This is a genomic window from Pseudoduganella flava, from assembly GCF_007830495.1.
Classification (GTDB): domain Bacteria; phylum Pseudomonadota; class Gammaproteobacteria; order Burkholderiales; family Burkholderiaceae_D; genus Rugamonas; species Rugamonas flava.
On sequence record NZ_VLKW01000004.1, the window covers coordinates 122,555 to 148,302 of the forward strand.

General features: G+C 64.6%; 18 protein-coding genes and 1 pseudogene. 6 read left to right on the forward strand and 13 right to left on the reverse strand.

The window, feature by feature from the left end:
* Positions 1-72: 72 nt before the first annotated feature.
* The 10 genes from ileS to IP92_RS12300 all read right to left on the reverse strand — a co-directional run bounded on the left by ileS (position 73) and on the right by IP92_RS12300 (position 13,558).
* On the reverse strand, positions 73-2,949 hold the full coding sequence (gene ileS, locus IP92_RS12255) for an isoleucine--tRNA ligase (RefSeq protein ID WP_145875142.1): 2,877 nt from the start codon (positions 2,947-2,949) through the stop codon (positions 73-75).
* Between the two features lie 50 nt (positions 2,950-2,999).
* Positions 3,000-3,971 carry a bifunctional riboflavin kinase/FAD synthetase gene (locus IP92_RS12260; protein ID WP_145875145.1) on the reverse strand — a complete coding sequence of 324 codons (972 nt, stop codon included), beginning with the start codon at positions 3,969-3,971 and terminating at the stop codon, positions 3,000-3,002.
* 281 nt (positions 3,972-4,252) lie between these two features.
* Positions 4,253-5,479 carry a tetratricopeptide repeat protein gene (locus tag IP92_RS12265; RefSeq protein ID WP_229418741.1) on the reverse strand — a complete coding sequence of 409 codons (1,227 nt, stop codon included), beginning with the start codon at positions 5,477-5,479 and terminating at the stop codon, positions 4,253-4,255.
* A gap of 179 nt (positions 5,480-5,658) precedes the next feature.
* Positions 5,659-6,090, reverse strand: coding sequence for an ExbD/TolR family protein (locus IP92_RS12270; protein WP_199271927.1), 432 nt, complete (start codon positions 6,088-6,090; stop codon positions 5,659-5,661).
* 65 nt (positions 6,091-6,155) lie between these two features.
* Positions 6,156-6,584 (reverse strand): ExbD/TolR family protein, encoded by a 429-nt coding sequence (locus IP92_RS12275; RefSeq protein ID WP_145875148.1) that lies wholly within the window; start codon positions 6,582-6,584, stop codon positions 6,156-6,158.
* 4 nt (positions 6,585-6,588) lie between these two features.
* Positions 6,589-7,509 carry a MotA/TolQ/ExbB proton channel family protein gene (locus IP92_RS12280; RefSeq protein WP_199271926.1) on the reverse strand — a complete coding sequence of 307 codons (921 nt, stop codon included), beginning with the start codon at positions 7,507-7,509 and terminating at the stop codon, positions 6,589-6,591.
* A gap of 84 nt (positions 7,510-7,593) precedes the next feature.
* The gene (locus IP92_RS12285) at positions 7,594-8,253 is read right to left on the reverse strand and encodes an energy transducer TonB (protein ID WP_145875150.1); all 660 of its coding nucleotides are present in this window, start codon (positions 8,251-8,253) and stop codon (positions 7,594-7,596) included.
* A gap of 468 nt (positions 8,254-8,721) precedes the next feature.
* Positions 8,722-10,263: a SpoVR family protein gene (locus IP92_RS12290; RefSeq protein ID WP_307724852.1), complete on the reverse strand. Its 1,542-nt coding sequence runs from the start codon at positions 10,261-10,263 to the stop codon at positions 8,722-8,724.
* Positions 10,263-11,531: a YeaH/YhbH family protein gene (locus IP92_RS12295; protein ID WP_145875152.1), complete on the reverse strand. Its 1,269-nt coding sequence runs from the start codon at positions 11,529-11,531 to the stop codon at positions 10,263-10,265. The genes IP92_RS12290 and IP92_RS12295 overlap by 1 nt, the downstream gene beginning before the upstream one ends.
* A gap of 104 nt (positions 11,532-11,635) precedes the next feature.
* The gene (locus IP92_RS12300) at positions 11,636-13,558 is read right to left on the reverse strand and encodes a PrkA family serine protein kinase (protein WP_145875155.1); all 1,923 of its coding nucleotides are present in this window, start codon (positions 13,556-13,558) and stop codon (positions 11,636-11,638) included.
* Positions 13,559-14,129: 571 nt separating this feature from the next.
* On the opposite strand from IP92_RS12300, the gene IP92_RS12305 reads away from it, so the two are divergent.
* Positions 14,130-15,143 carry an adenosine deaminase gene (locus IP92_RS12305; RefSeq protein WP_145875157.1) on the forward strand — a complete coding sequence of 338 codons (1,014 nt, stop codon included), beginning with the start codon at positions 14,130-14,132 and terminating at the stop codon, positions 15,141-15,143.
* Between the two features lie 2 nt (positions 15,144-15,145).
* A complete protein-coding gene (locus IP92_RS12310; protein ID WP_145875159.1) occupies positions 15,146-17,680 on the forward strand; it encodes an ABC transporter permease in 2,535 nt (844 codons plus the stop codon).
* Positions 17,681-17,719: 39 nt separating this feature from the next.
* On the opposite strand, the gene IP92_RS12315 is transcribed toward IP92_RS12310, so the two are convergent.
* Together IP92_RS12315 and IP92_RS12320 are read right to left on the reverse strand one after the other, a co-directional pair.
* Positions 17,720-18,754, reverse strand: a complete 1,035-nt coding sequence (locus IP92_RS12315; RefSeq protein WP_145875161.1) for a response regulator — start codon at positions 18,752-18,754, stop codon at positions 17,720-17,722.
* Positions 18,751-20,025, reverse strand: coding sequence for a sensor histidine kinase (locus IP92_RS12320; RefSeq protein WP_145875163.1), 1,275 nt, complete (start codon positions 20,023-20,025; stop codon positions 18,751-18,753). The genes IP92_RS12315 and IP92_RS12320 overlap by 4 nt, the downstream gene beginning before the upstream one ends.
* Before the next feature lie 115 nt (positions 20,026-20,140).
* On the opposite strand from IP92_RS12320, the gene IP92_RS12325 reads away from it, so the two are divergent.
* The 4 genes and pseudogenes from IP92_RS12325 (at position 20,141) to IP92_RS12340 (ending at position 23,837) form a co-directional block, all read left to right on the forward strand.
* A complete protein-coding gene (locus tag IP92_RS12325; protein ID WP_145875895.1) occupies positions 20,141-20,539 on the forward strand; it encodes a group II truncated hemoglobin in 399 nt (132 codons plus the stop codon).
* Positions 20,540-20,573: 34 nt separating this feature from the next.
* Positions 20,574-21,824, forward strand: coding sequence for a DNA recombination protein RmuC (locus IP92_RS12330; RefSeq protein ID WP_145875165.1), 1,251 nt, complete (start codon positions 20,574-20,576; stop codon positions 21,822-21,824).
* Between the two features lie 19 nt (positions 21,825-21,843).
* Positions 21,844-23,403: pseudogene (locus IP92_RS12335) on the forward strand (acyl CoA:acetate/3-ketoacid CoA transferase); the annotation flags it as partial.
* A gap of 41 nt (positions 23,404-23,444) precedes the next feature.
* A complete protein-coding gene (locus tag IP92_RS12340; RefSeq protein WP_145875169.1) occupies positions 23,445-23,837 on the forward strand; it encodes a VOC family protein in 393 nt (130 codons plus the stop codon).
* 6 nt (positions 23,838-23,843) lie between these two features.
* Here the strand turns inward: IP92_RS12340 and moeA are convergent, their stop codons facing one another.
* Entirely contained in the window at positions 23,844-25,748 is a 1,905-nt protein-coding gene (moeA, locus tag IP92_RS12345; RefSeq protein WP_260071012.1) for a molybdopterin molybdotransferase MoeA, read from the reverse strand.

Consider the following 25,748-nt stretch of genomic DNA (forward strand, 5'->3'; position numbering starts at 1 on the left):
TTCGGTTGCCGGGCCGCCGCCACGCCGGTGGGCGCGGCGGCGGGTCATGCTGTCAGCGCCGGGACGGCACCATTATGCGTACTTGCGTACCTCGCCCGGGCCGAACAGGTTGCTGTGGCAGCGGCCGCACAAGGTCGGGTGGTCCGCATGCGCGCCCACGTCGGCGCGGTAGTGCCAGCAGCGCTCGCACTTCGCCTCGTTCGACGCGGCCACGGCGACCGCCTCGTCGTCGGCGCCGGCCACTTCGATGGCCTTGGCCAGCGACGTGATGAAGACGAACTTCAGGTCGTCCTCCAGGCTGGCCAGCGCGCGGTACTTGTCGCCGGCGGCGCGGATTTCCAGCTCGGCCTGCAGCGACGAGCCGATCGCCCCGGAAGCACGCAGGTCTTCCAGCTGCTTCGTCACGTCGGCCCGTACGGCCAGGATGGTTGCGTACTTCGCCAGCAGCGCCTCGGCATCGGCGACGGCCGGCAGCTGCCACCACGTCTGCGTGTAGATCGTTTCTTCGCTGGCGGCGAACTGGTCGCCGGCTGCGAACACGGCCCATGCTTCCTCGACCGTGAACGACAGGATCGGGGCCAGCATGCGCAGCAGGCTTTGCGTGATGTGCCACAGCGCCGTCTGCGCCGAGCGGCGCGCCTTCGAATCGACGGCCGTCGTGTACAGGCGGTCCTTCAGGATGTCGAGGTAGAAGCCGCCCAGGTCTTCCGAGCAGTAGTTCTGCAGCTTCGACACCACCGGGTGGAACTCGTACTGGTCGTAGTGCTTCTGCACGACGGCCTGCAGCGCGGCCAGGTTGGCCAGCGCGTAGCGGTCCGTTTCCAGCAGCTCGTCGATCGCCACCGCATTGGTTTTCGGATCGAAGTCCGACGTGTTCGCGAGCAGGAAGCGCAGCGTGTTGCGCAGGCGGCGGTACGACTCCGTCACGCGCTTCAGGATCTCGTCCGAGATCGACAGCTCGCCCGTGTAATCGGTCGAGGCGACCCACAGGCGCAGGATGTCGGCGCCCAGCGTCGACGAGATCTTGTCCGGTGCCAGCGTATTGCCGAGCGACTTCGACATCTTCTTGCCTTCGCCATCGACGGTGAAGCCGTGCGTCAGGAGGGCCTTGTACGGCGGGCGGCCGTTCAGCATCGACGACGTCAGCAGCGACGAGTGGAACCAGCCGCGGTGCTGGTCCGAGCCTTCCAGGTACAGGTCGGCCGGGAAGTGCGACTGTTCGGCGTGCGAGCCGCGCAGCACCGTCTGGTGCGTCGTGCCCGAGTCGAACCACACGTCCAGCGTGTCCTTGTTCTTCACGTAGTGCGCGGCGTCGTCACCCAGCAGTTCCTGCGGATCGAGCGTCAGCCATGCGTCGATGCCGTTCTTCTCGATGCGCTGCGCCACCTGTTCCAGCAGCTCGGCGGTACGGGGATGCAGCTCGCCCGTTTCCTTGTGCACGAAGAACGCCATCGGCACACCCCACTGGCGCTGACGCGACAGCGTCCAGTCCGGACGGTTGGCGATCATGCCGTGCAGGCGCGCCTTGCCCCAGTCGGGGAAGAACTGCGTCGCCTCGATGCCTTCCAGCGCCGTTTCGCGCAGGGTCGAGCCGCCGTCGATCGGCTGCACGTCCATGCCGGCAAACCACTGCGACGTGGCGCGGTAGACGATCGGCGTCTTGTGGCGCCAGCAGTGCATGTAGCTGTGGTCGAACATCTTCAGTTCGAACAGCGCACCCGCTTCGCGCAGCGCGTCGCAGATCGGCTTCGACGCTTCCCAGATCGTCATGCCGCCGAACAGCGGCAGCGACGACACGTATTTGCCGTCACCCATCACCGGGGTCAGGATCTCGTCGTCCTTCATGCCGTGCTGGCGGCACGAGATGAAGTCGTCCAGGCCGTACGCCGGCGCCGAGTGCACGACACCGGTGCCGCTGTCCGTCGTCACGTAGTCGGCCAGGTAGACGGGCGAGTAGCGGTCGTAGAAAGCGTCGCGCGCATGCAGCGGGTGCTTGAAGCGGATGTTCTCCAGCTGCGCGCCCTTGGTGGTCGCGATGACCTTGCCTTCGAGCTTGTAGCGCTGCAGCGCCGCCTCGACGAGGTCCTGCGCGAGGATCAGCAGCAGCGGCGAATTTTCACCATTCACGTCGCGGCTCGTCTCGACCAGCGCGTACGTCACTTCCGGGTGCACGTTCAGCGCCTGGTTCGACGGGATCGTCCACGGCGTCGTCGTCCAGATGTTGATGAAGCCCGTTTGCGTGGGCAGCGCCGGCAGGCCGAAGGCGGCGGCCAGTTTATCGTGTTCGGCGAACGGGAAGCCGACGTCGATCGCCGGATCGCGCTTGTCCTGGTATTCCACTTCCGCCTCGGCCAGTGCGGAGCCGCAGTCGAAGCACCAGTTCACCGGCTTCAGGCCACGGTAGACGTAGCCTTTTTCCAGCAGCTTGCCCAGCGCGCGCAGTTCGTCGGCCTCGTTACGATAGGCCATCGTCATGTACGGATTGTCCCACTCACCCAGCACGCCCAGGCGGATGAAGCCGGCGCGCTGGCGGTCGATCTGCTCGAGCGCATAGGCGCGCGCCTTCGTCAGCACTTCGGCCGTCGGCAGGTTCTTGCCGTACTGTTTTTCGATCTGGATCTCGATCGGCATGCCGTGGCAGTCCCAGCCCGGCACGTACGGCGCGTCGAAGCCGGCCAGCGTGCGCGACTTGACGACGATGTCCTTCAGGATCTTGTTGACGGCGTGGCCCAGGTGGATGTCGCCGTTGGCGTACGGTGGGCCGTCGTGCAGCACGAACCTCGGCCGTCCCGCGGCCGCCTTGCGGATGCGCTGGTAGATCTTCTTGTCTTGCCACTGTTTCACCCAGCTCGGTTCCCGCTTGGCCAGGTCGCCCCGCATCGGGAACGGCGTTTCAGTCATGTTGACCGGGTATTTGCTCTCGGTCTTTTTCGGCTTGTTGTCGGACATGGTAATTCTTGATTGAGTAAATCGGTCGGTGTCGGGGGGAGAGCCGGCACTCAAATTCGGTCGGTCGCGGTGACTGCGCCGCTGCGCTCGCGGAAGTATGCGCGCGCTTCCTCGGCGTCGCGGTCGATCGCGGCGGTCAACGTAGGCAGGTCGATGAACTTGGCCTCGTCGCGGATCTTCTTCAGGAATTCGATCTTCACGCGCCGGCCGTAGCAGTGGCCGGCGAAGTCGAACACGTGAACCTCCAGCAGCACGCGGCCCGCATCCTCGACGGTCGGGCGCACGCCCAGGCTTGCCACCGCCGGCAGCGGCGCGTCGGCCAGCCCGTGCACCTGCACGATGAAGATGCCGGCCAGCGCCGGGCGGTGCGGCACGCGCAGGTTCAACGTCGGGTAGCCCAGCGTGCGGCCCAGCTTCTGGCCGTGGATCACGTGGCCGGAGATCGAATACGGGTGGCCCAGCAGGCGCTGGGCGCGGCCGAAGTTACCGTCCGCCAGCGCGGCACGCACGGCGGAACTGGAAATGCGGGTGTCGTCGCTCATCACGGTCGGCAACGTCTCGACCTGGAAGCCGTGGCGGCGCCCGGCCTCCTGCAGCATCGCCACATTGCCGGCGCGTTTGGCGCCGTAGCAGAAGTCGTCGCCGACCATCAGCCACTTCACGTGCAGGCCGTCGACCAGCACGCGCTCGGTGAATTCCTGCGGGGTGAGGGCGGCGAAGCTGTCGGAGAAATGTTCGACGATCACGCGGTCGACGCCGTTCGCTTCCAGCGATGCCAGCTTGTCGCGCAGGTTGGCGATGCGGGGCGGCGCCTTCGACATGTCCTGCATCTTGTGGGCGAAAAATTCGCGCGGATGCGGTTCGAACGTCATCACGGCGGCTTCCAGTCCCATGGCCGATGCGGCGGCACGCACGCGGGCCAGCAAGGCCTGGTGGCCGCGATGGACGCCGTCGAAATTGCCGATCGTGAGGGCGCAGGGCGCGCGCGCCGCTGCGTTGGGAAGTCCGCGAAATACCTTCATGAGAGATCGAGATCTTTTGCCTGAACCAGGGATTATACGGACTGTTTCACGGTTTCACATGAGGAAATACCGCAGTGCATCAGAATGGTTCTCTCCAAAAAAGAAAAAACGCCGCCTGCTGGGCAGGACGGCGCTTTTTCCGGAGCGAGCCATCAGCGCATAAATCGTCGCAAAACCGTAGCGAGCGTTGTCAGATTCGGCTGAGAGGCGCAGTCGTACTTGAGTACGACGAGCATCGCAGGCCGAAGCTGGCAAGGCGCAGCAGGTTTGGCGACCATTTATCAGGAGATGTTCGGGTTGTTGATGTACAGCGTCCAGTAGCGGGCCAGGTCGGCTTCGCCGGACTTGCCGTTGACGGCCTTCAGCGCGCTGATCGCCTGCTGCTTCTTGCCCGCGTTGAACAGGGCGATGCCGTAGTGCAGCTTCATCTCTTCCGGACGACGCGCCGTGCCGAACTTCATTGCCTGGTCCATCAGCGGGATGCCTTTGTCGGCCTTGCCGGCGGCGACGAGGGCGTAACCCATGTTGAACAGGCCGTCCGCGTCTTTTTCCTTGATCATCTCCGCTTCCTGGGTCGCCTGGTTCGCCGTGCTATCGGCCAGGGTCTTGTTCGCCAGGTCCTTCAGGCGCTGATGACGGGCCGCGTCGGTGCCGGTGCCCAGTGCGCCTTTCTTGTAACCCTGGTCGATGATCTTGATCGCCTCAGGCGCGTTGCCGGCTTGCAGCGCCAGCTGAGCCATTTCCATGTACTCTGACGGCTTGGTCAGCTGGCCCAGCGCCAGCTTCAGGCGCATCACGTCCAGGCCCAGCGTACGCGAGAAGTCAGGCTTGCCCTGCACGCGGTTCAGCAAGTCGGCCCAGTAGCTGGCTTTCGGGTAGCTGCCGGCCAGTTTTTCCAGCGTCTGCACGTAGCCGGCCTTGTCGTTCTGCTTCAGCTGGATATTGGCCAGCATCTGCAGGCTTTCTTCCGTCTGCTTGCCCGACTTGATGGCCGCGGCCGCTTCGGCGTACTTACCGGACTGGAAGTACGTCTGCGTCAGCAGCTGCTGCATCTGCGTGTTGTTCGGGTTGTCCTTCAGCACCTGCTGCATCGTCGAGATCGCCTTCGAATAGTCCTTGGCGCGCAGGTACATGCCGGCCAGGCCTTCCGTGAACTTCGGCTTCTCGGCGGCGGACAGGCGGCCGGACGCGATCAGCGTCTCAAATGCCTTGATCGCGGTGGCATTGTCGCCCGCGGTAGCGGCAGCGGCCGCGCGCACGCGTTCGATCTGGTATTTCTCGAATTCGGTCTTGTTGCCGACCGCGTCGGCTTCCTTCAGCTTGTTGAGTGCATCCTTGGCCTTGCCGCCGCTGAGCAGCTTCTGGGCATCCTGCAGCGGTTTGCCCACTTCGGCACGTACCGTGTCGGCAGCATACGCAGCGGGCGCCAGGCCGGCCAGGGGAGCTGCTGCGGTAAAACCGATGGCGGCCATCACCAGGCCGAGATGAGCGAGACGGAACTTGGACATAAGTGAGGTATCTTTCATCAAAAAACAAGAATAGGCAGGATAACCTGCCTATCGTGGAAAATAAAGAGCCGTACTCTTGAGTTTCGGGCCGCGCGTTCCGGGCTCCCCTTAAGAAAATCGCGGTACCGAAGTACCGCGATCTTGTGTGGCGGGAAGTCCGTCACGAGAGGAAGATCCTCTTACTGGAACTGCTCGTTGCCGACCAGGCCGATCTTCGTCACGCCCAGGCGCTGGGCCGAAGCCATCACACCTGCCACGGCGCTGTACGCGACCAGCTTGTTGGGACGCAGGTGCACTTCCGGCTGATCAGCCTGTGCCGCCACGTTCATCAGCTTCTGCTCCAGGGACGCACGATCGGGAACGGTCTGGCCATCCCACAGGATCGTACCGTCGAAGTCCACGTCGATCGTCACGACTACCGGTTCCTTCGTCGGCGGCGGTGGCGTGCCGACCGGCATGTTCAGGTTCACCGAGTGGTTCGCCTTCGGAATCGTAATAATCAACATAATGATCAGCACCAGCATCACGTCGATGAGCGGTGTCATGTTCATTTCCATCATTGGTTCCGGATCCGCAGCTGGGCTGGCTCCCGAACCGACATTCATACTCATGGGTGTGTTCCTTTTGAAAGACTGCCCGGCCGGCAGATGACTGCTCAATCGGCCGGGCAGGGGCCTTACATCTTGTCAGGCGGTTCGGTGATGAAACCGACCTTCTGGATGCCAGCACGCTGGGTGGTGAAGATCACGCGGCCGATCGACTCGTACTTGGCGTCCTTGTCGCCGCGTACGTGCACTTCGGGTTGCGGTACCTTCACTGCCTCGACCTTCAGAAAATCGAACAACTCATTCGTGTCCCGCATTTTCTTCTGATTCCAGTAGATGTCACCATCTTTGTTCACGACGATGTTGACATTCTCCGGCTTCGTCTGGATCGCCTGGTTGATCTCTTCCGGCAGCTGAATCTTCTGCAGTTTGAGAACGACCGGGCTGGTGATCAGGAAGATGATCAGCAGAACCAACATGATGTCCACGAGGGGCGTCGTGTTGATCTCCGACATCACTGCATCATCGCCTCCGGTATCGGAGCCTACGGACATCGACATGGTATTAGCCTACTTTTTTCGCGGAGCGAGCAGCGGAGTCAGCCGTGGACATCGCGCCCGAGATCAGCACGGAGTGCACGTCAGCGGAGAACGAACGCACTTCTTCCATTGCGGACTTGTTACGACGAACCAGCCAGTTGTAGCCCAGAACGGCCGGAACTGCGACTGCCAGACCGAATGCCGTCATGATCAGTGCTTCACCGACCGGACCTGCAACCTTGTCGATCGACGCGTTACCGGTCATACCGATGTTGGTCAGTGCACCGTAGATACCCCACACCGTACCGAACAGACCGATGAACGGTGCCGTCGAACCAACGGTTGCCAGGAAGGACAGGCCGTCTTGCAGGCGGGACTGGACCTTGTCGACAGCGCGCTGGATGGACATCGTCACCCAGGTGGACAGGTCGATCTGTTCCAGCAGGGCGCCGTCGTGGTGAGCGGATGCCTTCGTGCCGGTTTCAGCGATGAAGCGGAACGGCGAGCCTTCCGACAGCGTGGCGGTGCCAGCGGCAACCGACGAAGCTTTCCAGAACTTGGCCGACGTTTCTTTAGCTTGACGCATGATCTTCATCTGGTCCAGCAGCTTGGTGATGATGATGTACCAGGAGCCGATCGACATGATCGACATGATGATGATCGTACCGCGCGGCACCCAGCCCGATTCCCAGACTGCCTTGATACCGAACGGGTTTTCCACTTCTTCCTTGCCTGCCGGGGCAGCGGCTGCCGGAGCGGCTGCGTCGGCGGCAGGTGCTGCTGCAGGTGCTGCGGCCGCATCCGCTGCCGGAGCGGCTGCTGGCGCTTCAGCGGCTGCCGAGGCAGGAGCGTCGGCCATGGCCGGCGCGCTCACCAGGGCGGTTGCTGCGGTCACCGAGAACAGCACAGCGGCCAGTACAGCGGACAAACGGGTATTCTTAAACATGCTTCCTCCAAATTGATAAAAGATCAGTTCGCTGAACGTAACGACAACGAAAATTACTAAATGAGACGGTAGAGCTGTCTCGGGTTATTCCAGCGTCCAGACGTATTGCATTTGCATCCACGCTTGTTCCGGCTTGCCGTCAACCATGGTCGGCTTGAACTTGCACTTGCCGATACCAACCACCGCGGCCTTATCCAAATCCCTAAAGCCACTGGATTTCACGATCTTGGACTCGACGACGCGGCCGTCGACTCCAATCAGGAAGGACAGGGTAACAGTACCCGTCTCCTCGTTACGCAGCGACGACTTCGGCCATTCCGGCTTCGCGCAGGTGCTGAAGTCAGCCACTGCGGGGATACGGACGGACTGGGCCGGAGGCGCGGGCGGTGCAGGTGGTGCCGGCGGTGCCGGTTTAGCCAGTTCGTTCGTTGCCGGCTTGACGTTGGTCGCGTTGGCGATCACGTTCTGCGGCGGCGGCGGTTGCTGTACGTTCACTTCAACCGGCGGAATGAACGGCGGCGGAGGCGCTTTCATTTCCGGCGGTGGAGGCGGCGGTGGCAGCTCCTTCGGCGGTGGCGGAGCGACCTCCTCGATGATCTTGGTTTCAACCGGCTCGATCATCTTGTTGATCATCCGCTTGCCCAAGCCTGACACGATCCCGTAAGCAGCCAACAAGTGCAAGGCCACCACTACCACGATGCCGGTATAGTTCTTCTTGACCTTCCCGTTATCACTAAAATTCATGCCTGCTTTCTCCAATACCTACTCTACTTGAACCCCAAAATGGCGACACAAAGCTACAGCCGCATCCGGGACGTCGGCGAATTATACATACGAATTCTTCATTTTACATAGAATTTTGACCCCAAAAAACCGGTTAAATTTCATGCTCTTACGTGCTGCTGCGCACCATTTTGGCGCACGTCGTGGGGCGTTCCGGGCCACCCTTGTGCGGGCGTCCGGACGAGTGTCCTGATGTTTTCTCATTACCAAAAAAACAGAATTTTCTCAGTCCATCTCGCCCCAGAGCCAATGAAAAATTTGGTACCAAAAGTTCCCTTTTGATAACAATGGGAGCGTTACCGTTCCTGCTCAGTATATGCAATTTGCGGGCCCAGCGGCGCACCGCCGTGCAAAAAAAGCAAGCTTGAAACTTCACTACAGAACGGGGAGAAGGAAGAGCGGAGCTGGTCCGGCCAGCTCCGTAGGTGGTCAGACCAGGCGCCCGCGCTTCTCGCGCTTGCATTCGAGGGTGCTGATCAGCTTGCCCTCAGGAGAGACGGTATCGAGGTGCACGTCGAAGCCCCACAGGCGGGCCACGTGCTTGAGTACTTCGTGCGCCTGCTGGTTCAGCGGGCGGCGGTTGAACTGCGTATGGCGTAGCGTCAGCGCCCGGTCGTCCCGGGTATTGACGGACCAGACCTGGATGTTCGGCTCGCGATTGCCCAGGTTGTACTGGTCGGCCAGCTGCTGGCGCACGTAGCGGTAGCCCATCTCGTCGTGGATGGCGGAGACCGACAGCTTCTCGTTGCGGTCGTCGTCGAGCACGGCGAAGAAGTGGAAGTCGCGGATCAGCCGGGGCGACAGGTATTGCGCGATGAAGCTTTCATCCTTGAAGTTGCGCATCGCGAAGTCCAGCGTCTTGCGCCAGTCGCTGCCGGCGATATCCGGGAACCATTCGCGGTCTTCATCGGTCGGGTTCTCGCAAATGCGCCGAATGTCGGTCATCATCGCGAACCCGAGCGCATACGGATTGATGCCGTTGTAGTACGGGCTGTGCACCGGCGGCTGGTAGACGACGTTCGTATGGCTCTTCAGGAATTCCATCATGAAGCCATCGCCGATGATGCCCTCGTCGTACAACTGGTTCAGGATCGTGTAGTGCCAGAACGTGGCCCAGCCCTCGTTCATCACCTGGGTCTGGCGTTGCGGATAGAAGTACTGCGAGATCTTGCGGACGATGCGCACCAGTTCGCGCTGCCACGGTTCCAGCAGCGGCGCGTACTTCTCGATGAAGTACAGCAGGTTCTCCTCGGGCTCCGGCGGGAAGCGGCTGGGGGCCTGGGCGATCGTTTCCTCCTCCATCCTCTTCGGCACCGTGCGCCACAGCTCGTTGAGCTGGGACTGCAGGTAGGCCTCGCGCTCCTTCTGGCGCCGCTGTTCCTCGGCTAGCGACAGCTTGGCCGGCCGCTTGTAACGGTCGACGCCATAATTCTGGATCGCATGGCACGAGTCGAGCAGCAGTTCGACGGCGTCGATGCCGTGGCGCTGCTCGCACTCGGCGATGTAGTTCTTCGCGAACACCATGTAGTCGACGATCGCATCCGCGTCCGTCCACGTGCGGAACAGGTAATTGCCCTTGAAGAAGGAGTTGTGGCCATAGGCCGCGTGCGCGATCACGAGCGCCTGCATCGTCAGGCTGTTTTCCTCCATCAGGTAGGCGATGCAGGGATTGCTGTTGATGACGATCTCGTACGCCAGGCCCATCTGGCCGCGCTTGTATCCTTTCTCGGTGGCGAGAAAGTGCTTGCCGAACGACCAGTGGTTGTACGACACGGGCATGCCGACGGACGTGTAGGCATCCATCATCTGCTCGGCCGTGATGATCTCCAGCTGGTTCGGATAGGTGTCGAGACCGAAGTTCTCGGCCACCCGCTTGATTTCCTCGTGCGCCTGTTCGATCAGCTCGAACGTCCATTCCGACTGCTCCGGCAGCGCGCGCGGGTGGGGCGGTCGCTTCATCATCTGGTTCATTATTTGGGCTGCTTCTTGAACAGTTCGCGGAACACCGGGTAGATATCGGCCGGCGTGACTATCTTCTGCATGGCGAAGTGCCGGTGGTGGTCCGGCACCTGCGCATATTGCTCCCACAGGTTCTGCGGCGGACCGTCGGTGATCTCGACATACGTGTAGTACTGCACCTTCGGCATGATCGTGTTGACCAGCAGCTGGCGGCACAGCACCGAGTCGTTGTCCCAGTTGTCGCCGTCCGAGGCCTGGGCCACGTAGCTGTTCCATTGGCCGGCGCCGTAGCGCTCGTCGATGATCTTGTTCAGCAGGTTCAGTGCCGACGACACGACCGTGCCGCCGGACTCGCGCGAGTGGAAGAACTCATGCTCGTCGACCTCGGCCGCCGCCGTGTGGTGGCGGATGAAGACGACGTCGATCTTGTCGTACACCCGCTTCAGGAACAGGTACAGCAGGATGAAGAAGCGCTTCGCGGTGTCCTTGCGCTGCTCGTCCATCGAGCCGGACACGTCCATGATGCAGAACATCACCGCCTGCGTCATCGGTTTCGGCACCTTGACGCGGTTGCTGTAGCGCAGGTCGAACGGGTCGATGAACGGAATTGCCAGCAGCCGCGTGTGCAGGTGGTGGATCTTCTTCTTCAGCTCGACGACGCGGAAGTCGTCCAGCGGCACCTCGTTCTCCAGCAGGTTTTCCAGTTCCATCTCGGCTTCCGCCAGCGCCTTGCGCGACGGGCCGCCGACGGCGATGCGCCGCCCGAGGGCGCCGCGCAACGAGCGCAGCACGTGGATGTTGCTGGGCGTGCCGGAGACGGTGTAGCCGGCGCGCTGCGTCTTGAAATCGGTGGTGGCGGTCAGCTGCGTCTTGACGAGGTTCGGCAGTTCCAGGTCCTCGAAGAAGTAATTCATGAATTCTTCGCGCGACAGCTCGAAGATGAAATCGTCCTCGGTGGTCTGGTCGCTGTTGCCCGCCTTGCCGCGGCCGGAACCGCCGCCGCCCTTGGGCCGGGCGATCTGGTCGCCCTTCTGGTATTCCTGGTTGCCGGGATTGACGACTTCCCACACGCCGCCATGGGCGTGCCCGAACGAAGGCTCGTTCACGTCCTTGACGGGAATCGATACCTTCTCGCCATTTTCAATGTCGGTGATGGAACGGCCCTTGATGGCGCGCCCGACCGCGTCCTTGATCTGGGCCTTGTAGCGCCGCAGGAACCGCTCGCGGTTGACCGCGGACTTGTTCTTGCCTTGCAAACGACGGTCAATGAGATAAGCCAAAGAAGTACCTCCTGCGGTGGGTTCGCGCCGCGCCGCAGGCGGGCGGCGCGAACCACTGCTGTGAACCGAATTCCCTGTCGGTGCCTATTATGGCACCGGCGGGCTTACGACGACTTCCGCACGCGCAGATACCACTCGCACAAGAGCCGAACCTGCTTGGCGGTGTAGCCTTTTTCCACCATCCGGGCGACGAAGTCGGCGTGCTTGTTGGCGTCCTCGGCGGAAGCTTTCGCGTTGAACGATATGACCGGCAACAGTTCTTCCGTATTCGAGAACATCTTCTTCTCGATCACCGTGCGGAACTTCTCGTAGGACGTCCATGCCGGGTTCTTGCCGCCGTTGTTGGCGCGGGCGCGCAGGCCGAAGTTGACGATCTCGTTGCGGAAGTCCTTCGGATTGCTGATGCCGGCCGGCTTCTCGATCTTCTCCAGCTCGGCGTTCAGCGCCTCGCGGTCGAAGCTCTCGCCCGTGTCCGGGTCGCGGTATTCCTGGTCCTGGATCCAGAAGTCGGCGAACGTCACGTAACGGTCGAAGATGTTCTGGCCGTATTCGGAATAGCTCTCCAGGTAGGCCGTCTGGATTTCCTTGCCGATGAAGTCCACGTAGCGCTGTGCCAGGTGCTCCTTGATGTAGGAGAAGTATTTCTGTTCCGTCTCGGGCGGGAACTGCTCGCGCTCGACCTGTTGCTCGAGCACGTACAGCAGGTGCACCGGGTTCGCGGCCACTTCGGTCGAGTCGAAGTTGAACACCTTCGACAGGATCTTGAACGCGAAGCGGGTCGACAGGCCGTTCATGCCTTCGTCCACGCCGGCGTAGTCGACGTACTCGTGGATCGACTTCGCCTTGGGATCGGTATCCTTCAGGTTCTCGCCATCGTAGACGAGCATCTTCGAGAAGATCGACGAGTTTTCCGGCTCCTTCAGGCGCGACAGCACGGCGAACTGCGACATCATCCGCAGCGTGCCCGGCGCGCACGGCGCCTCGGCCAGCGACGAGTTGCGCAAGAGCTTCTCGTAGATCTTCACCTCGTCCGACACGCGCAGGCAGTACGGCACCTTGACGATGTAGATCCGGTCGAGGAATGCCTCGTTGTTGCGGTTGTTGCGGAAGCTCTTCCACTCGGACTCGTTCGAGTGCGCCAGCACGACGCCGTCGAACGGGATCGCGCCGAAGCCTTCGGTGCCCTTGTAGTTGCCTTCCTGCGTGGCGGTCAGCAGCGGGTGCAGCACCTTGATCGGCGCCTTGAACATCTCGACGAATTCCATCAGGCCCTGGTTCGCCAGGCACAGGCCGCCGGAGTAGCTGTACGCGTCCGGATCGTCCTGCGCGTAATCCTCCAGCTTGCGGATGTCGACCTTGCCGACGAGGGAAGAGATGTCCTGGTTGTTCTCGTCGCCCGGCTCCGTCTTCGAGATCGCGATCTGCTTCAGGATCGACGGGTAGCGCTTGACGACGCGGAACTGGTTGATGTCGCCGTTGAACTCGTGCAGGCGCTTGACGGCCCACGGGCTGGGAATGCTGCGCAGGTAGCGCCGCGGGATGCCGTAGTCCTCTTCGAGGATCACGCCATCCTCCTGCTCGTTGAACAGGCCAAGCGGCGACTCGTTGACGGGCGAACCCTTCAGGCAGTAGAACGGCACCTGTTCCATCAGCGACTTCAGTTTCTCGGCGATCGACGACTTGCCGCCACCGACCGGACCCAGCAGGTAGAGGATCTGCTTGCGTTCCTCCAGGCCCTGCGCGGCGTGCCGGAAGTAGGACACCACCTGTTCGATCACTTCCTCCATGCCGTAGAACTCGCGGAACGCAGGGTAGATCTTGATGACCTTGTTGGCAAAGATGCGCGACAGCCGGGTATCGTTGCGCGTATCGACCAGCGTGGGCTCGCCGATCGCGGCCAGCATCCGTTCCGCCGCCGTCGCATAGGTAAGCCGATCCTTCTTGCAAAGCTGAAGATATTCGGAAAGGGACATTTCCTCTTCCCGGGTGCGCTCGTACCGTGCTGCGTAGTTGTCAAAGATGGTCATATGCATGTCCTCTGATGTAAACCTACTCGTCACGGGTGCCGGGGCGCCGCACTGCGAACCAGCCAGCGTGCGGCGGTATTCCCGGCACCCTTACTGTGGTCGGCAGTCGTCGCTGAAAGGCTGTCGGCCTGATCCTGGGTGCAAACTCCTTTTTGATTTGTTATTTTTGTCTTCGGCTTCTGACTTTGGCACGCGTTGCGCGTGCCGGTGAGCCGAGTTTTTTATTGGCCGTGCTGCGGGTGGGTGCCGGCTTGCGTGTGTGTACGTCGTAACGCATCTTACGCTGTTGAAATTGATTATTGCGCTAATGGTGCAGGAAGTCAAAAGATTATCCGGCATCGTCAATTTCATCTTTAACGCCCTGATTCACAAGGAAAAACGCGCGCACGTTTGACACTTCTCATAGCGCCCCTCCGCACATTGTTGCCAATTTCTTCATGCTTTACGTCACAGTAGCATGGTTGCCAAAGCCGTGCTGGGCGCGCCGCAAACCGTGCGCTCCAAGGGACTCTGAAAAAACGGTTGATCTTGCGCTAAGATGCGGCAAACCTCCGCCAACCTGGGAACCTGAATGAACACTCAACTACTCCACATCGTGCAGAACATGCCGAAGGCCGAACTGCACATCCACATCGAAGGTTCGCTCGAACCGGAACTGATCTTCGCGCTGGCCCAGCGCAACGGCGTGCCGCTGTCGTATCCCTCCGTCGACGCGCTGCGTGCCGCATACGACTTCCACGACCTGCAATCGTTCCTCGATATTTACTATGCCGGCGCCAGCGTACTGTTGAAGGAGCAGGATTTCTATGACATGACAGCGGCTTACCTGGCCAAGGCAAAAGCCGATCACGTGCGTCACACGGAAATCTTCTTCGACCCGCAGACGCATACGGCGCGCGGCGTGCCGATCGGCGACGTGATCAACGGCATCCACCGCGCCTGCGCGGACAGCGACGTCTCCGCCACGCTGATCCTGTGCTTCCTGCGCCACCTGTCCGAGGAAGACGCATTTGCCACGCTGGATGCGGCACTGCCTTACCGCGACAAGTTCATCGGCGTGGGCCTCGATTCGTCCGAAGTGGGCCACCCGCCGGAGAAGTTCGAGCGCGTGTTTGCCCGCTGCCGCGAGCTGGGCCTGCATCTCGTCGCGCACGCGGGCGAGGAGGGGCCGCCGGCCTATATCCGCGCCGCGCTCGACCTGCTGCACGTCGAGCGCATCGACCACGGCGTGCGCTGCCTGGAGGATGTCGACCTGACGCGCCGCATCGCATCCGAGAAGATGGCGCTGACCGTGTGCCCGCTGTCGAACATCAAGCTGCGCGTGTTCGACCACATGCGCGAGCACAATCTGCTGCAGCTGCTGGACGCGGGCCTGGTCGCCACCGTCAACTCGGACGACCCGGCGTACTTCCGCGGTTACGTCAACGCCAACTACGTGGCCGCGTTCGAATCGCTGCCGCTCGGCCTGCAGCACGCGCACCAGCTGGCGAAGAACAGCTTTGCCGCCTCGTTCCTGCCGCAGGCGGAGAAGGACAAATACCTGGCCGAGGTGGACGCCTACTTCGCGGCGTTCGACGTCGTCTGACGATGTTCCGGCAAGCCCTCCGGATGACCGCGCGCGACTGGCGCGCGGGCCAGCTGCGTTTCCTGCTGCTGGCGCTGATCGTTGCCGTGGCCGCGCTGTCGGCGGCCGGCTTCTTCATCGACCGGCTGCGTGCGGGCCTGAACCGTGACGCGCACCAGCTGCTCGGTGCCGACCTCGTCGTTGCCGGCGACCGGCCGTTGCCGGAGCAGTGGCGGGCGGAGGCGCTGCGCCGCGGCCTCGTGCTGGCCGATACGGCCGTGTTCCCCAGCATGGCGCAGGCGGGCGAAGGGGAGGCCGCACAATCCGTGCTCGCGTCGCTGAAGGCCGTCGGCGCCGGCTACCCGCTGCGCGGCCGCGTGAAGATCACGACGGATCCGGACCAGGCGGCCGACAGCGTCGGCACGCCCGCCGCCGACATTCCCGCGCCCGGCACCGTGTGGGTCGACGCGGCCGTGCTGCGCGCGCTGAATGTCCGGATCGGCGGCGACGTGCGGCTGGGCGACGCCACGTTCCGCATCGCCCAGCTGATCGCCACCGAGCCGGACCGCGGCACGGGCTTCATGAATTTCGCGCCGCGCGTGATGCTGCGTGGCGACGAGCTGGACCGCACGAATCTCGTGCAGACGGGCTCGCGCGTTACCTACCGCCTGCTGGCCGCCGGGCAGGGGCCGGATGGCCGCGCGGCGGTCGATGCCTACACCGGCTGGCTGCGTGCCGAGATCAAGGCGGGCCGGGCCCGCAATATCCGCATCGATACGCTGGAGGACGGCCGCCCGGAGATGCGCGCGACGCTCGAGCGCGCCGACCGTTTCCTGTCGCTGGTGGGGCTGCTGTCGGCGATGCTGGCGGCGGTGGCCATCGCGATGGCCGCGCGCCGCTTCATGCTGCGCCACCTGGACGCCTGCGCGATGCTGCGCTGCCTCGGCCTGACACAGAACCAGGTGACGGCCATCTACCTGATCGAGTTCCTGCTGGTCGGCCTGGCCGGCAGCCTGCTGGGCGTGCTGGTGGGCTTCGCCAGCCACTTCGTGCTGCTGGAACTGCTGGGCCGCCTCGTCAGCACGGAACTGCCGCCGTTCACGTGGCTGCCGGCGCTGCAGGGCCTGGCGACAGGCATGCTGCTGCTGGCCGGCTTCGCGCTGCCGCCGGTGCTGCAACTGCGGAACGTCCCACACAACCGCGTGATCCGCCGCGAACAGGCGCCGCCGCAGCCGATGGCATTGGCCACCTACGGCCTCGGCCTGGCGGCCTTCATCGTGCTGCTGCTGTGGCAGGCGGGCGACCTGAAGCTGGCGCTGTACACGGCGCTCGGCTTCGTCGGCGCGTTTGCCGTGTTCGCGCTGGCGGGGTGGGCCGGGCTGGCGGGCTTGCGCACGCTGCGCACGTCGGTCAGGCATCCGGCCTGGCGCTTCGCGATCACGTCGCTGCAGCGGCGCCCCGGCGCCACCGTCGTGCAGGTGGTGTCGCTGGCGCTGGGCCTGATGGCGCTGCTGGTGCTGACGATCGTCCGCGAGGACCTGATGACGTCGTGGCGCAGCGCCACGCCGCCGGATGCGCCGAACCACTTCATCATCAACATCCAGCCGGACCAGAAAGAGCCGATCGGCGCCGCGTTGCGGGCGGCCGGCGTGAAGGAAGCGCCGTTGTTCCCGATGATCCGGGGCCGCCTGACTGCCGTCAACGGCGCGCCGGTCACGGCCACGACCTATACCGACGAGCGGGCGCGCGGCCTGGCCGAGCGCGAGTTCAACCTGTCGACGATGGATGCGCCGCCGGCGCAGAACCGCATCACGGCGGGCCGCTGGTACACGGACGCGCCGGGCACGGCGGAAGCGTCCGTCGAGGAAGGGCTGGCGAAGACGCTGCGGCTGAAGCTGGGCGACACGATGCGCTTCGACATCGCCGGCTCGCCCGTCGAGGCGAAGATCACGAGCCTGCGCAAGCTGGAGTGGGGCTCGATGCGGGTGAACTTCTTCGTCATCATCAACCCGGGCGCGATGGCGGACACGCCGCAGACGTGGATCACCGCGTTCCACCTGCCGAAGCAGGCCGCCGCGCTGGCCACGCAACTGTCGCGCGATTATCCGAACCTGACCGTGGTCGACGTGGGCGGCGTGCTGCGCCAGATCCAGTCCGTGCTCGACCAGGTGATCCAGGCCGTCGAGTTCCTGTTCGGCTTCACGCTGGCTTCCGGGGTGCTGGTGCTGTATGCCGCACTGATGGGCTCGCAGGACGAGCGTACCCGCGAGGCAGGCCTGCTGCGTGCGCTGGGCGCGACGCGGCGCCAGCTGTCGCAGGCGCAGACGATCGAGTTCCTGCTGGTGGGCTCGCTGTCCGGCCTGCTGGCCGCAACGGGGGCGGCCGCGATGGGCTGGGGGCTGGCCACGTACCAGTTCAAGTTCGACTGGGTGTTCAGCCCGGCGGCATGGATGGCCGGCGTGGTGGTCGGTGCGGCGTGCGCGGCGATCGGCGGCTGGCTGGGGTTGCGCAACGTGCTGCGCCACCCGCCGTTGCAAACGCTGCGTGACGCAGGATGATGCGCCAACATCACCGCTGCTGTCTGGCGGAGGCAATGCCTAGACGGTAAACGCCAGCAGGCCGCCCGCGGCGCTGATGCTGCCGGCCTGCCGGGCGTTCAGGTATTGCTCGAACGGGGCGGGCGGGCCTTCCAGGTAGTGGCCGGGGAAGTCGAACAGCGCCCAGTAGTACTTCTCGCGCCCCATGCAGATCTGCGGCGGGCGGCAGTGGCGGTGCCATTCCTCGCCCGCTTCCGTGGAATACATGCCGTCGCCCGCCGTCTGCGGGAAGAACGGCAGCACGCGCCGCTCGGACAATGCCAGCAGCAGCGAGTGGGGCGCGTCGTTGTCGCGCGCCACCTCGTATTGGGCGCACATGCCCTGTTCCGTTTCGATCACCATCAGCTTCGCGCGGCCGTACCGGTCGAAGAGCAGGATGCCGGCCGGGCTCGGATACAGGTAATGCTCGACGAAGCCGTGGCGCCGGTACAGCTCCTGCACCACACCGGCCATCGCCTGGCAGCGCAGGAAGCTGTAGTCGTGCAGCGCGAGCAGGTCGGCCAGCGTCTGCGCGTGGTCGAGGAAGAATGCGCGCTGCATCGCGTTGATCTCCAGTTCCAGGCGGTCGAGCGCGTCGTCGTCGCTCTTCTTGATGTAGCGGTCGATCAGGCCGCGGTTGAACGCGTCGACGGCGATCTTCTCGTCCGCCGCCCCGGTAAACAGGATCTTCTTGGTGGGCAGGTGCGCCAGCGCCTCGCAGAACTCGATGCCGTTCATCTGCGGCATCGAATAATCGACCACCAGCACGGAAGGAATCGTGAAGCGCTGCGGCTGCTCGGCGATGCGGTGGATGCGCCGCACGTCGACGGCCACGTTCGGCTGGTCGGGCGTCTGGTTCAGGCTGTCGTGGTTGACGTGCAGCGGCAGCTCGTCGCGGCGGGTGCTCCGTTCGAACCAGTCGAGCGCGACGGCCGTGTCGTGGAACGTCTTGTTCGGCAGCAGCGGGTCGAGCTGGAATGACAGGCTTTTCAGGAACGAATCGCTGTCGTCGACCAGCACCACGGTCGTGGGATGGGAAATCAGGGGGAGTCTCATGTGTCACCTGCAGGCGGGGTGCTACGCTGGACGGGAAATTCAAGCACGAAGATCGCATACGCGTGCTCGCGCGACACGCAGCGGATGTCGGCTTTCCACGCGCGCATGATCTGGCGGCACAGCGCGAGGCCGATGCCGGTGCCGTTGTGCGCCGGGTAGGCGTAGAAGCGCTGGAAGATCAGCGGCAGGCGGCGCGCGGCGATGCCGCAGGCCGTGTCGATGAACAGCAGCCGCGGGGTGCGGCGACTGCCATCGACGACGATCCGCACGCGCCCCTTGCCGGCCCGGTGGATCGCCTTCAATGCATTGCGCAGCAGGTTCAGCAGGATGACGACGGTCAGCTCGTGCTGCCCTTCGAAGCGGAAGTTGCGCTTCACTTCCACCGTCACCGCTTCGCTCTGCGCCGGACTGGTGAACGGATAGCGCCGCATCACCGCTTCCACCGCATCGGCCATCGACACGGTCTCGAATGGATCGAGGCGGCGCCGCACGGCGCTGGCCGACATCAGGAACAGGTCGATCAGGTGGTTCATGTGGCGCACCTCGTAGTGCACCCGCGTCATCGCCTGGCGGATTTCGTCCGGCGTGCCGGTGGGCAGCGCCTGCAGCATCCGCGTCAGCCCCCGCACGTTCGCCTCCATGCTGGCCAGCGGCGTGCGCATCTCGTGGGCGACGGCGCCCAGCCCTTCGCCCAGGCCCGCCAGCTTTTCCTGTTCCAGCGCGCTGCGGGAAAAGCGCGCCACCCACAGCAGCACGATGATCAGGAAATGCACCGGCAGCTGCTGCAGCACGGCCTGGGTCAGCAGCGCGCTGCCCTTGCCTTCGAGCACGACCGCGATGCATGCCAGCAGGGTGCCGGTGAAATAGGCGCGCAGCGCCTGGCCGGTGGGGAAGTGGAACAGCGCGACGATCATCACGATCAGGCATTGCGCCCAGGCGGGTGTGCCGTTATTCATCAGGAACATGAAGGTGCCGAAAAACGGCAGCAGGAACGTCAGCGCGGCAGGCACGTACAGCTCGCACCAGCGGGTGCCGAACCGTTCGGCGGCGATGCCGGCGGCGCCGACCAGCGTGCCGATCGCGCGCGCCGCCGGGCTCTCATAGGATTGCGGGAACACCCATGTGAACAGGACGAAATAAAGCGGATGGAAGATCACGCTGAGCCAGCCCAGGACGAAGGCCTGGACGGCAGCGCGTTCGCCGCCGCGATGGCTCCGCACCAGCCGGCCGATGAGGCCGCCGGCCGCGCGTTCGTAGACTTCGTGACGCATGGCTGTTGAAATTGACTCGAAACAAGCAACCATCTTCCTACCAAACCCAGCCATGTTGAGCGGTATCGTCAGCGGGCTTGATATGGATCAATCGGGATGTGCGGGGTGCGCTATGATGGCAACTATGACTGAAACACGCACTCTGTATGACATCATCGGCGGCGCCGACAAGCTGCGCGCCATGGTGGACCGGTTTTACGACCTGATGGAACTGGAGCCGGAATTTGCCGGCATCCGGGCGATGCATCCGCCGTCCACGGACGGCTCGCGCGACAAGCTGTACTGGTTCCTGACGGGCTGGATGGGCGGGCCCGACCTGTACCAGGAACAGTTCGGCCACCCGCGGCTGCGCGCGCGGCACCTGCCGTTCGCCGTCGGCTCGAGCGAACGCGACCAGTGGCTGCGGGCGATGGCGTGGGCGATGGAAGACGTCGGCATCGACGAGGACCTGCGCCTGCGGCTGATGCAGTCGTTCTACCAGACGGCCGACTGGATGCGCAATAAAGCGGATTGATCGGCGCGAACTGAACAGCGCTCACTGAGGTCGGATGGAATTCTATATCTTGCTGGTGCTGGCCGTGGCGATCCTCGCGGTCCAGATTGTCATTTTGTTACGTGGTAGCGGCGCCAGCCATGGCGCCGACCTGGGCGAGCGCCTGGAACGTGTCGAACGGGAAGTGCGGATGCAGCTGCAGGCCACGGCCCAGGCGCAGCGCCAGGAAATGAGCCACACGCTGGCGCAGGCGCATGCGGCCACCGTGCAGCAGCTGGACGGCATGCGCCGCCAGATCGAAGGCTTGACGGAGTCGAATGCGCGGCGCATGGCCGAAGTGCGGATGACGCTGGAAACGCGCATCCGCGATTTGCAGACGGATAACTCGACGCGGCTGGAGGAAATGCGCCAGACGGTCGACGAGAAGCTGCACGCCACGCTGGAATCGCGGTTGACGGAATCGTTCCGGCAGGTGTCGGAACGGCTCGAACGGGTGCACCAGGGCCTGGGCGAAATGCAGCAGCTGGCGCTGGGCGTGGGCGACCTGAAGCGGGTACTGACGAACGTGAAGACGCGCGGCACGTGGGGCGAGGTGCAGCTGGAGATGTTGCTGGAGCAAGTGCTCACGCCTGACCAGTACGCGAAGAACGTCGAGACGGTGGCGGGCACGAATGCCCGGGTGGAATTCGCGCTGAAGCTGCCGGGCCAGAAGGAAGGCGCGGCGCCCGTGTGGATGCCGATCGACGCGAAGTTCCCGAAGGAGCAGTACGAGCGATTGCTGGAAGCGGCCGAGCGGGCCGATGCCGAGGGTGTCGCATTGGCCGGGCGCGAGCTGGAACGTGCCGTGCGCGGCGAGGCGAAGACGATCGCCGACAAATACCTGTGCCCGCCGCAGACGACGGATTTCGCGATCCTGTTCCTGCCGACGGAAGGGCTGTACGCGGAAGTGATGCGCCGCCCAGGGCTGGCGGACGAGCTGCAGCGCGTAAACCGGATCAGCATCGCCGGGCCGTCGACGCTGTCGGCGCTGCTGAACAGCCTGCAGATGGGCTTCCGCACGCTGGCGCTGGAAAAGCGCTCGTCGGAAGTGTGGCAGGTGCTGGGTGCCGTGAAGACGGAATTCGCCAAGTTCGGCGACGTACTGGCGGCCACCAAGACGACGCTGGAGCGGGCCGCGAAGAACATCGAGTCGGCCGAGGTGCGCAGCCGGCAGATGGCGCGCAAGCTGAAATCCGTCGAGGCGCTGCCCGCCGAGGCGGCGCAGATGCTGCTGGGCGCGGCCGAAGAGGATATCGGGGACCAATAAAATCAACGAGGAGGCTGCCATGCCGTGCCATCGCAACAAGGTCGTCAGCAGTGCCGAGGCGGTGGGCAAGATAGGCGATGGCGTCACGGTCGCCACCGGCGGCTTTGTCGGCGTGGGCTTCCCGGAAAACCTCGCCGTCGCGCTGGAGCACCGCTTTACCTCATCCGGCGCGCCGCGCCACCTGACCTTGCTGTACGCGGCGGGGCAGGGCGATGGCCGCGAGCGCGGCTTGAACCACTTCGGTCACGACGGGCTCGTGCGGCGCGTGATCGGCGGCCACTGGGGCCTGGTGCCGCAGTTGCAGCGGCTGGCGATCGAGAACCGCATCGAAGCGTACAACCTGCCGCAAGGCGTCATCAGCCAGCTGTTTCGCGATACCGCGGCCGGCAAGCCGGGCCTCTTAACGCACGTGGGCCTGGGCACCTTCGTGGATCCGCGCCACGGCGGCGGCAAGGTGAATGCGCGCACCACCGAGGAGCTCGTCGAGCTCGTGACGCTGGGCGGGCGCGAGTGGCTGTTCTACAAGGCGATCCCCGTCCACGTGGCGCTGATCCGCGGCACCACGGCCGACAGCGCCGGCAACGTGACGATGGAGCGCGAGGCACTGACGCTCGAAGCGCTGGCGCTGGCGATGGCCGCGCACAACAGCGGCGGCATCGTCATCGCGCAGGTCGAGCGCATCGCCGCGCGCGGCACGCTGCCGCCGCGGCAGGTGCGCATTCCCGGCATCCTCGTCGACTACGTCGTGCAGGCCGAGCGGCCGGAATACCATATGCAGACGTTCGCCACGCAGTACGACCCGGCCTATGCGGGCGAGCTGCGCGTGCCGCTGGACGGCGTGACGCCAATGCCGCTGTCGGCCCGCAAGGTGATCGCCCGGCGCGCGCTGATGGAGCTGGCCGACGGCGACGTCGTCAACCTTGGCATCGGCATGCCGGAAGGCGTGGCGGCCGTCGCCGCCGAGGAAGGCTCGCTCGAGCGTTTCACATTGACGGCGGAAGCGGGCGTCATCGGCGGCATGCCGGCCGGTGGCCTGAACTTCGGCGTGACCGTCAATCCCGATGCCGTCATCGACCAGCCCTACCAGTTCGATTTCTACGACGGCGGCGGGCTTGACGTGGCCGTGCTGGGCCTGGCGCAGGCGGACGGCAAGGGCAACCTGAACGTCAGCCGCTTCGGCAGCAAGCTGGCAGGCGCGGGCGGCTTCATCAACATCAGCCAGAGCGCCCGCAAGGTGGTGTTCGTCGGCACGTTCACGGCCGGCGACCTGGAAGTGGGCTTCGACGGCGGACGGCTGGCGATCCGGCGCGAAGGGGCGGCGCACAAATTCGTGCGCGAGGTCGAGCAGCGCACCTACAGTGGCGTCGTCGCGCTGGAGCGCGGCCAGCAGGCGCTGTTCGTCACGGAGCGCTGCGTGTTCCGGCTCGTCAGCGAGGAAGGCCAGCCGGCACTGGAACTGATCGAAGTGGCACCCGGCATCGATGTCGAACGCGACATCCTCGCGCGGATGGATTTCCAGCCCCGCATCGCGGCCGGGCTGAAGACGATGGACGCGCGTTTGTTTGCGCCGCAACCGATGGCAAAATACGATTCAGTCAACAATACCTAGAGGAGACGGGAATGCTCAATCACGTAATGGTCGGCGCGACCGACATCGAACGGTCGAAACGGTTTTACGATGCGGTGCTGGGCACGCTGGGCGCGGGCCAGCCGCTGCGCAACGTGGCGGACTCGGGTCACGTGCGGTATTTCTACCGGCACGACGGCAGCAGCTTCTGCATCTCGGAGCCGATCAACGGCGAAGCGGCGTGCCCGGCGAACGGCGGCACGATCGGCTTCAAGTGCGCATCGCCGGAGCAGGTGAAGCTGTTCCACGACACGGCCGTGGCGCAGGGCGGCACGTCGATCGAACAGCCGCCGGGGCTGCGCGACGGCAGCCTCGGGCCGATGTATCTGGCCTATGTGCGCGATCCGGACGGCAACAAGCTGTGCGCGATCCACCGGCCCAAATAAGCTTTTTCAGACCAGCCCTTCGAACAGCAGCACGTCGACCGGCTCGCCGGCCGCGACGTTGCCGCGCTCGTCCGGCAGCACGACGATGCAGTTCGCTTCCGTCATCGAGCGCAGGATGCCCGAGCCTTGCGAGCCCGTGATGCGCACGCTGCGCGTGCCGTCCGGCTCCACGGTGAGGATGCCGCGCTGGAATTCCGTGCGGCCCGGCTTCTTGCGGATGGCCTCGAGCGAGCGGGCCTGCACGCGCAAGTCGGCCGGCGCGTCGGCACCCATCATCCGCAGCAGCGCGGGGCGGGCGAAGAAATAGAACGACACCATCACGGCCACGGGATTGCCGGGCAGACCGAACAGGAAGGCGTCGCGCCCATGCGCTCCCACGCGGCCGAACGCCATCGGCCGCCCGGGGCGCATGCCGATCGTCCAGAACGCCACTTCGCCGAGCCGCGCCATGATGTCGCGCGTGTAGTCGGCCGCGCCGGCCGACACGCCGCCGGACGTGACGATCGCGTCCGCGCTGGCGCACGCATCGACGAGCGCCGCTTCCAATGCATCCGGGTCGTCCTTGACGATGCCCATGTCCACCACCTCGCAGCCGAGGCGCGTCAGCATGCCGTACAGGGTATAGCGGTTGCTGTCGTAGACGCAGCCTTGCGCCAGCGGTTCGCCGACCGAGCGCAGTTCGTCGCCGGTCGAGAAGAACGCCACGCGCAGCCGGCGCCGCACGGCCACTTCGGCAATGCCGAGCGACGCGATCAAGCCCAGGTCGGCGGGACGCAGCAGCTTGCCCGCCGTGAGGGCGGCGCGGCCTTCCATCAGGTCCTCGCCCTTGTGGCGGCGGTTGTCGCCGGGGCGCACGCTCTGCGGCGCGATCGTCACGCTGCCTTCCGTGATGCCGGCGGCGTGTTCCTGCGGCAGCACGGTGTCGCAGCCTTCCGGCATCACGGCCCCGGTCATGATCCGCACGCACTGGCCTCGTTCCGGCTTCAGGCCGGCGTTGCGGCCGGCGAACACGGTGCCGATCACTTCCAGCGTGGTGGGATGGACGTCGTCCAGCTGATCGCCGGCAAAGGCAAAGCCGTCCATCGCCGAATTGTCGTGGGCGGGCACGCTGATCGGCGACACGATGTCGGCGGCCAGCACGCGGCCCAGCGCGGCGCGCAGCGCGACCTTCTCGACGCCGCGCACGGGCCGTACGAAGTCGCCGATGATCCGCTGCGCCTGGCGCACCGGCACGGCATGCGGGTCGTAGCCGGGCAGGGCGCCCGTCACGTCGGCCAGGCGGGGAGCGGAGACGCCGGCTTCCTCTCGCTGCAGGTCTTCCAGCGTATCGATGTCACGGAACGCGGCCGCATCGGTGAACAGCACTTCGGCGACGCGCAGGCCGCCATGCCAGCCGTCCATGCGGCGCCCGCCGCCCGCCAGGTAGGCATCCAGGCGCGGCAGCACGCTCGTCTTCATCAGCGAGAACACGGGGTGCGGCTGCTTGTGCGCGGCGCCCGCTTCGTCCGCTTCCATCGTCACGGCCAGCGCCAGGTCGGCATCTTGCGCAACGAGCGCTTCGTGCAGCCGCTGCACCAGGTCTTCCGGCAGGAACGGGCAGTCGCATGGCGCCGTTGCCAGCAGCGGCGCGGACGTGTGCCGCAAGCCCGTCTGCAGGCCGGCCAGCGGGCCTTCGAAGCCCGTCAGTTCGTCGGCCAGCACCGGTGCGCCGAGGGCGGCATAGCCGTCGGCATTGCGGTTCGCATTGATCGTCACGTCGGTGACCTGCGGGGCGAAGCGGCGCAGCACGTGCGCGGCCAAGGTGGCGCCGCGGAACGGCTGCAGGCCCTTGTCGACGCGGCCCATGCGCGTGCCGCGGCCACCGGCCAGGATCAGTCCATGGATCGCGCCGGTGGCGTCGTGCTTGCTCAA

Bases quoted from the DNA above. Each gene is read 5' to 3' on its own strand.
- ileS (WP_145875142.1), bottom strand. From the start codon at position 2,949: ATGTCCGACAACAAGCCGAAAAAGACCGAGAGCAAATACCCGGTCAAC.
- IP92_RS12260 (WP_145875145.1), bottom strand. From the start codon at position 3,971: ATGAAGGTATTTCGCGGACTTCCCAACGCAGCGGCGCGCGCGCCCTGC.
- IP92_RS12265 (WP_229418741.1), bottom strand. From the start codon at position 5,479: ATGTCCAAGTTCCGTCTCGCTCATCTCGGCCTGGTGATGGCCGCCATC.
- IP92_RS12270 (WP_199271927.1), bottom strand. From the start codon at position 6,090: ATGAGTATGAATGTCGGTTCGGGAGCCAGCCCAGCTGCGGATCCGGAA.
- IP92_RS12275 (WP_145875148.1), bottom strand. From the start codon at position 6,584: ATGTCGATGTCCGTAGGCTCCGATACCGGAGGCGATGATGCAGTGATG.
- IP92_RS12280 (WP_199271926.1), bottom strand. From the start codon at position 7,509: ATGTTTAAGAATACCCGTTTGTCCGCTGTACTGGCCGCTGTGCTGTTC.
- IP92_RS12285 (WP_145875150.1), bottom strand. From the start codon at position 8,253: ATGAATTTTAGTGATAACGGGAAGGTCAAGAAGAACTATACCGGCATC.
- IP92_RS12290 (WP_307724852.1), bottom strand. From the start codon at position 10,263: ATGAACCAGATGATGAAGCGACCGCCCCACCCGCGCGCGCTGCCGGAG.
- IP92_RS12300 (WP_145875155.1), bottom strand. From the start codon at position 13,558: ATGACCATCTTTGACAACTACGCAGCACGGTACGAGCGCACCCGGGAA.
- IP92_RS12305 (WP_145875157.1), top strand. From the start codon at position 14,130: ATGAACACTCAACTACTCCACATCGTGCAGAACATGCCGAAGGCCGAA.
- IP92_RS12310 (WP_145875159.1), top strand. From the start codon at position 15,146: ATGTTCCGGCAAGCCCTCCGGATGACCGCGCGCGACTGGCGCGCGGGC.
- IP92_RS12315 (WP_145875161.1), bottom strand. From the start codon at position 18,754: ATGAGACTCCCCCTGATTTCCCATCCCACGACCGTGGTGCTGGTCGAC.
- IP92_RS12320 (WP_145875163.1), bottom strand. From the start codon at position 20,025: ATGCGTCACGAAGTCTACGAACGCGCGGCCGGCGGCCTCATCGGCCGG.
- IP92_RS12325 (WP_145875895.1), top strand. From the start codon at position 20,141: ATGGCAACTATGACTGAAACACGCACTCTGTATGACATCATCGGCGGC.
- IP92_RS12330 (WP_145875165.1), top strand. From the start codon at position 20,574: ATGGAATTCTATATCTTGCTGGTGCTGGCCGTGGCGATCCTCGCGGTC.
- IP92_RS12340 (WP_145875169.1), top strand. From the start codon at position 23,445: ATGCTCAATCACGTAATGGTCGGCGCGACCGACATCGAACGGTCGAAA.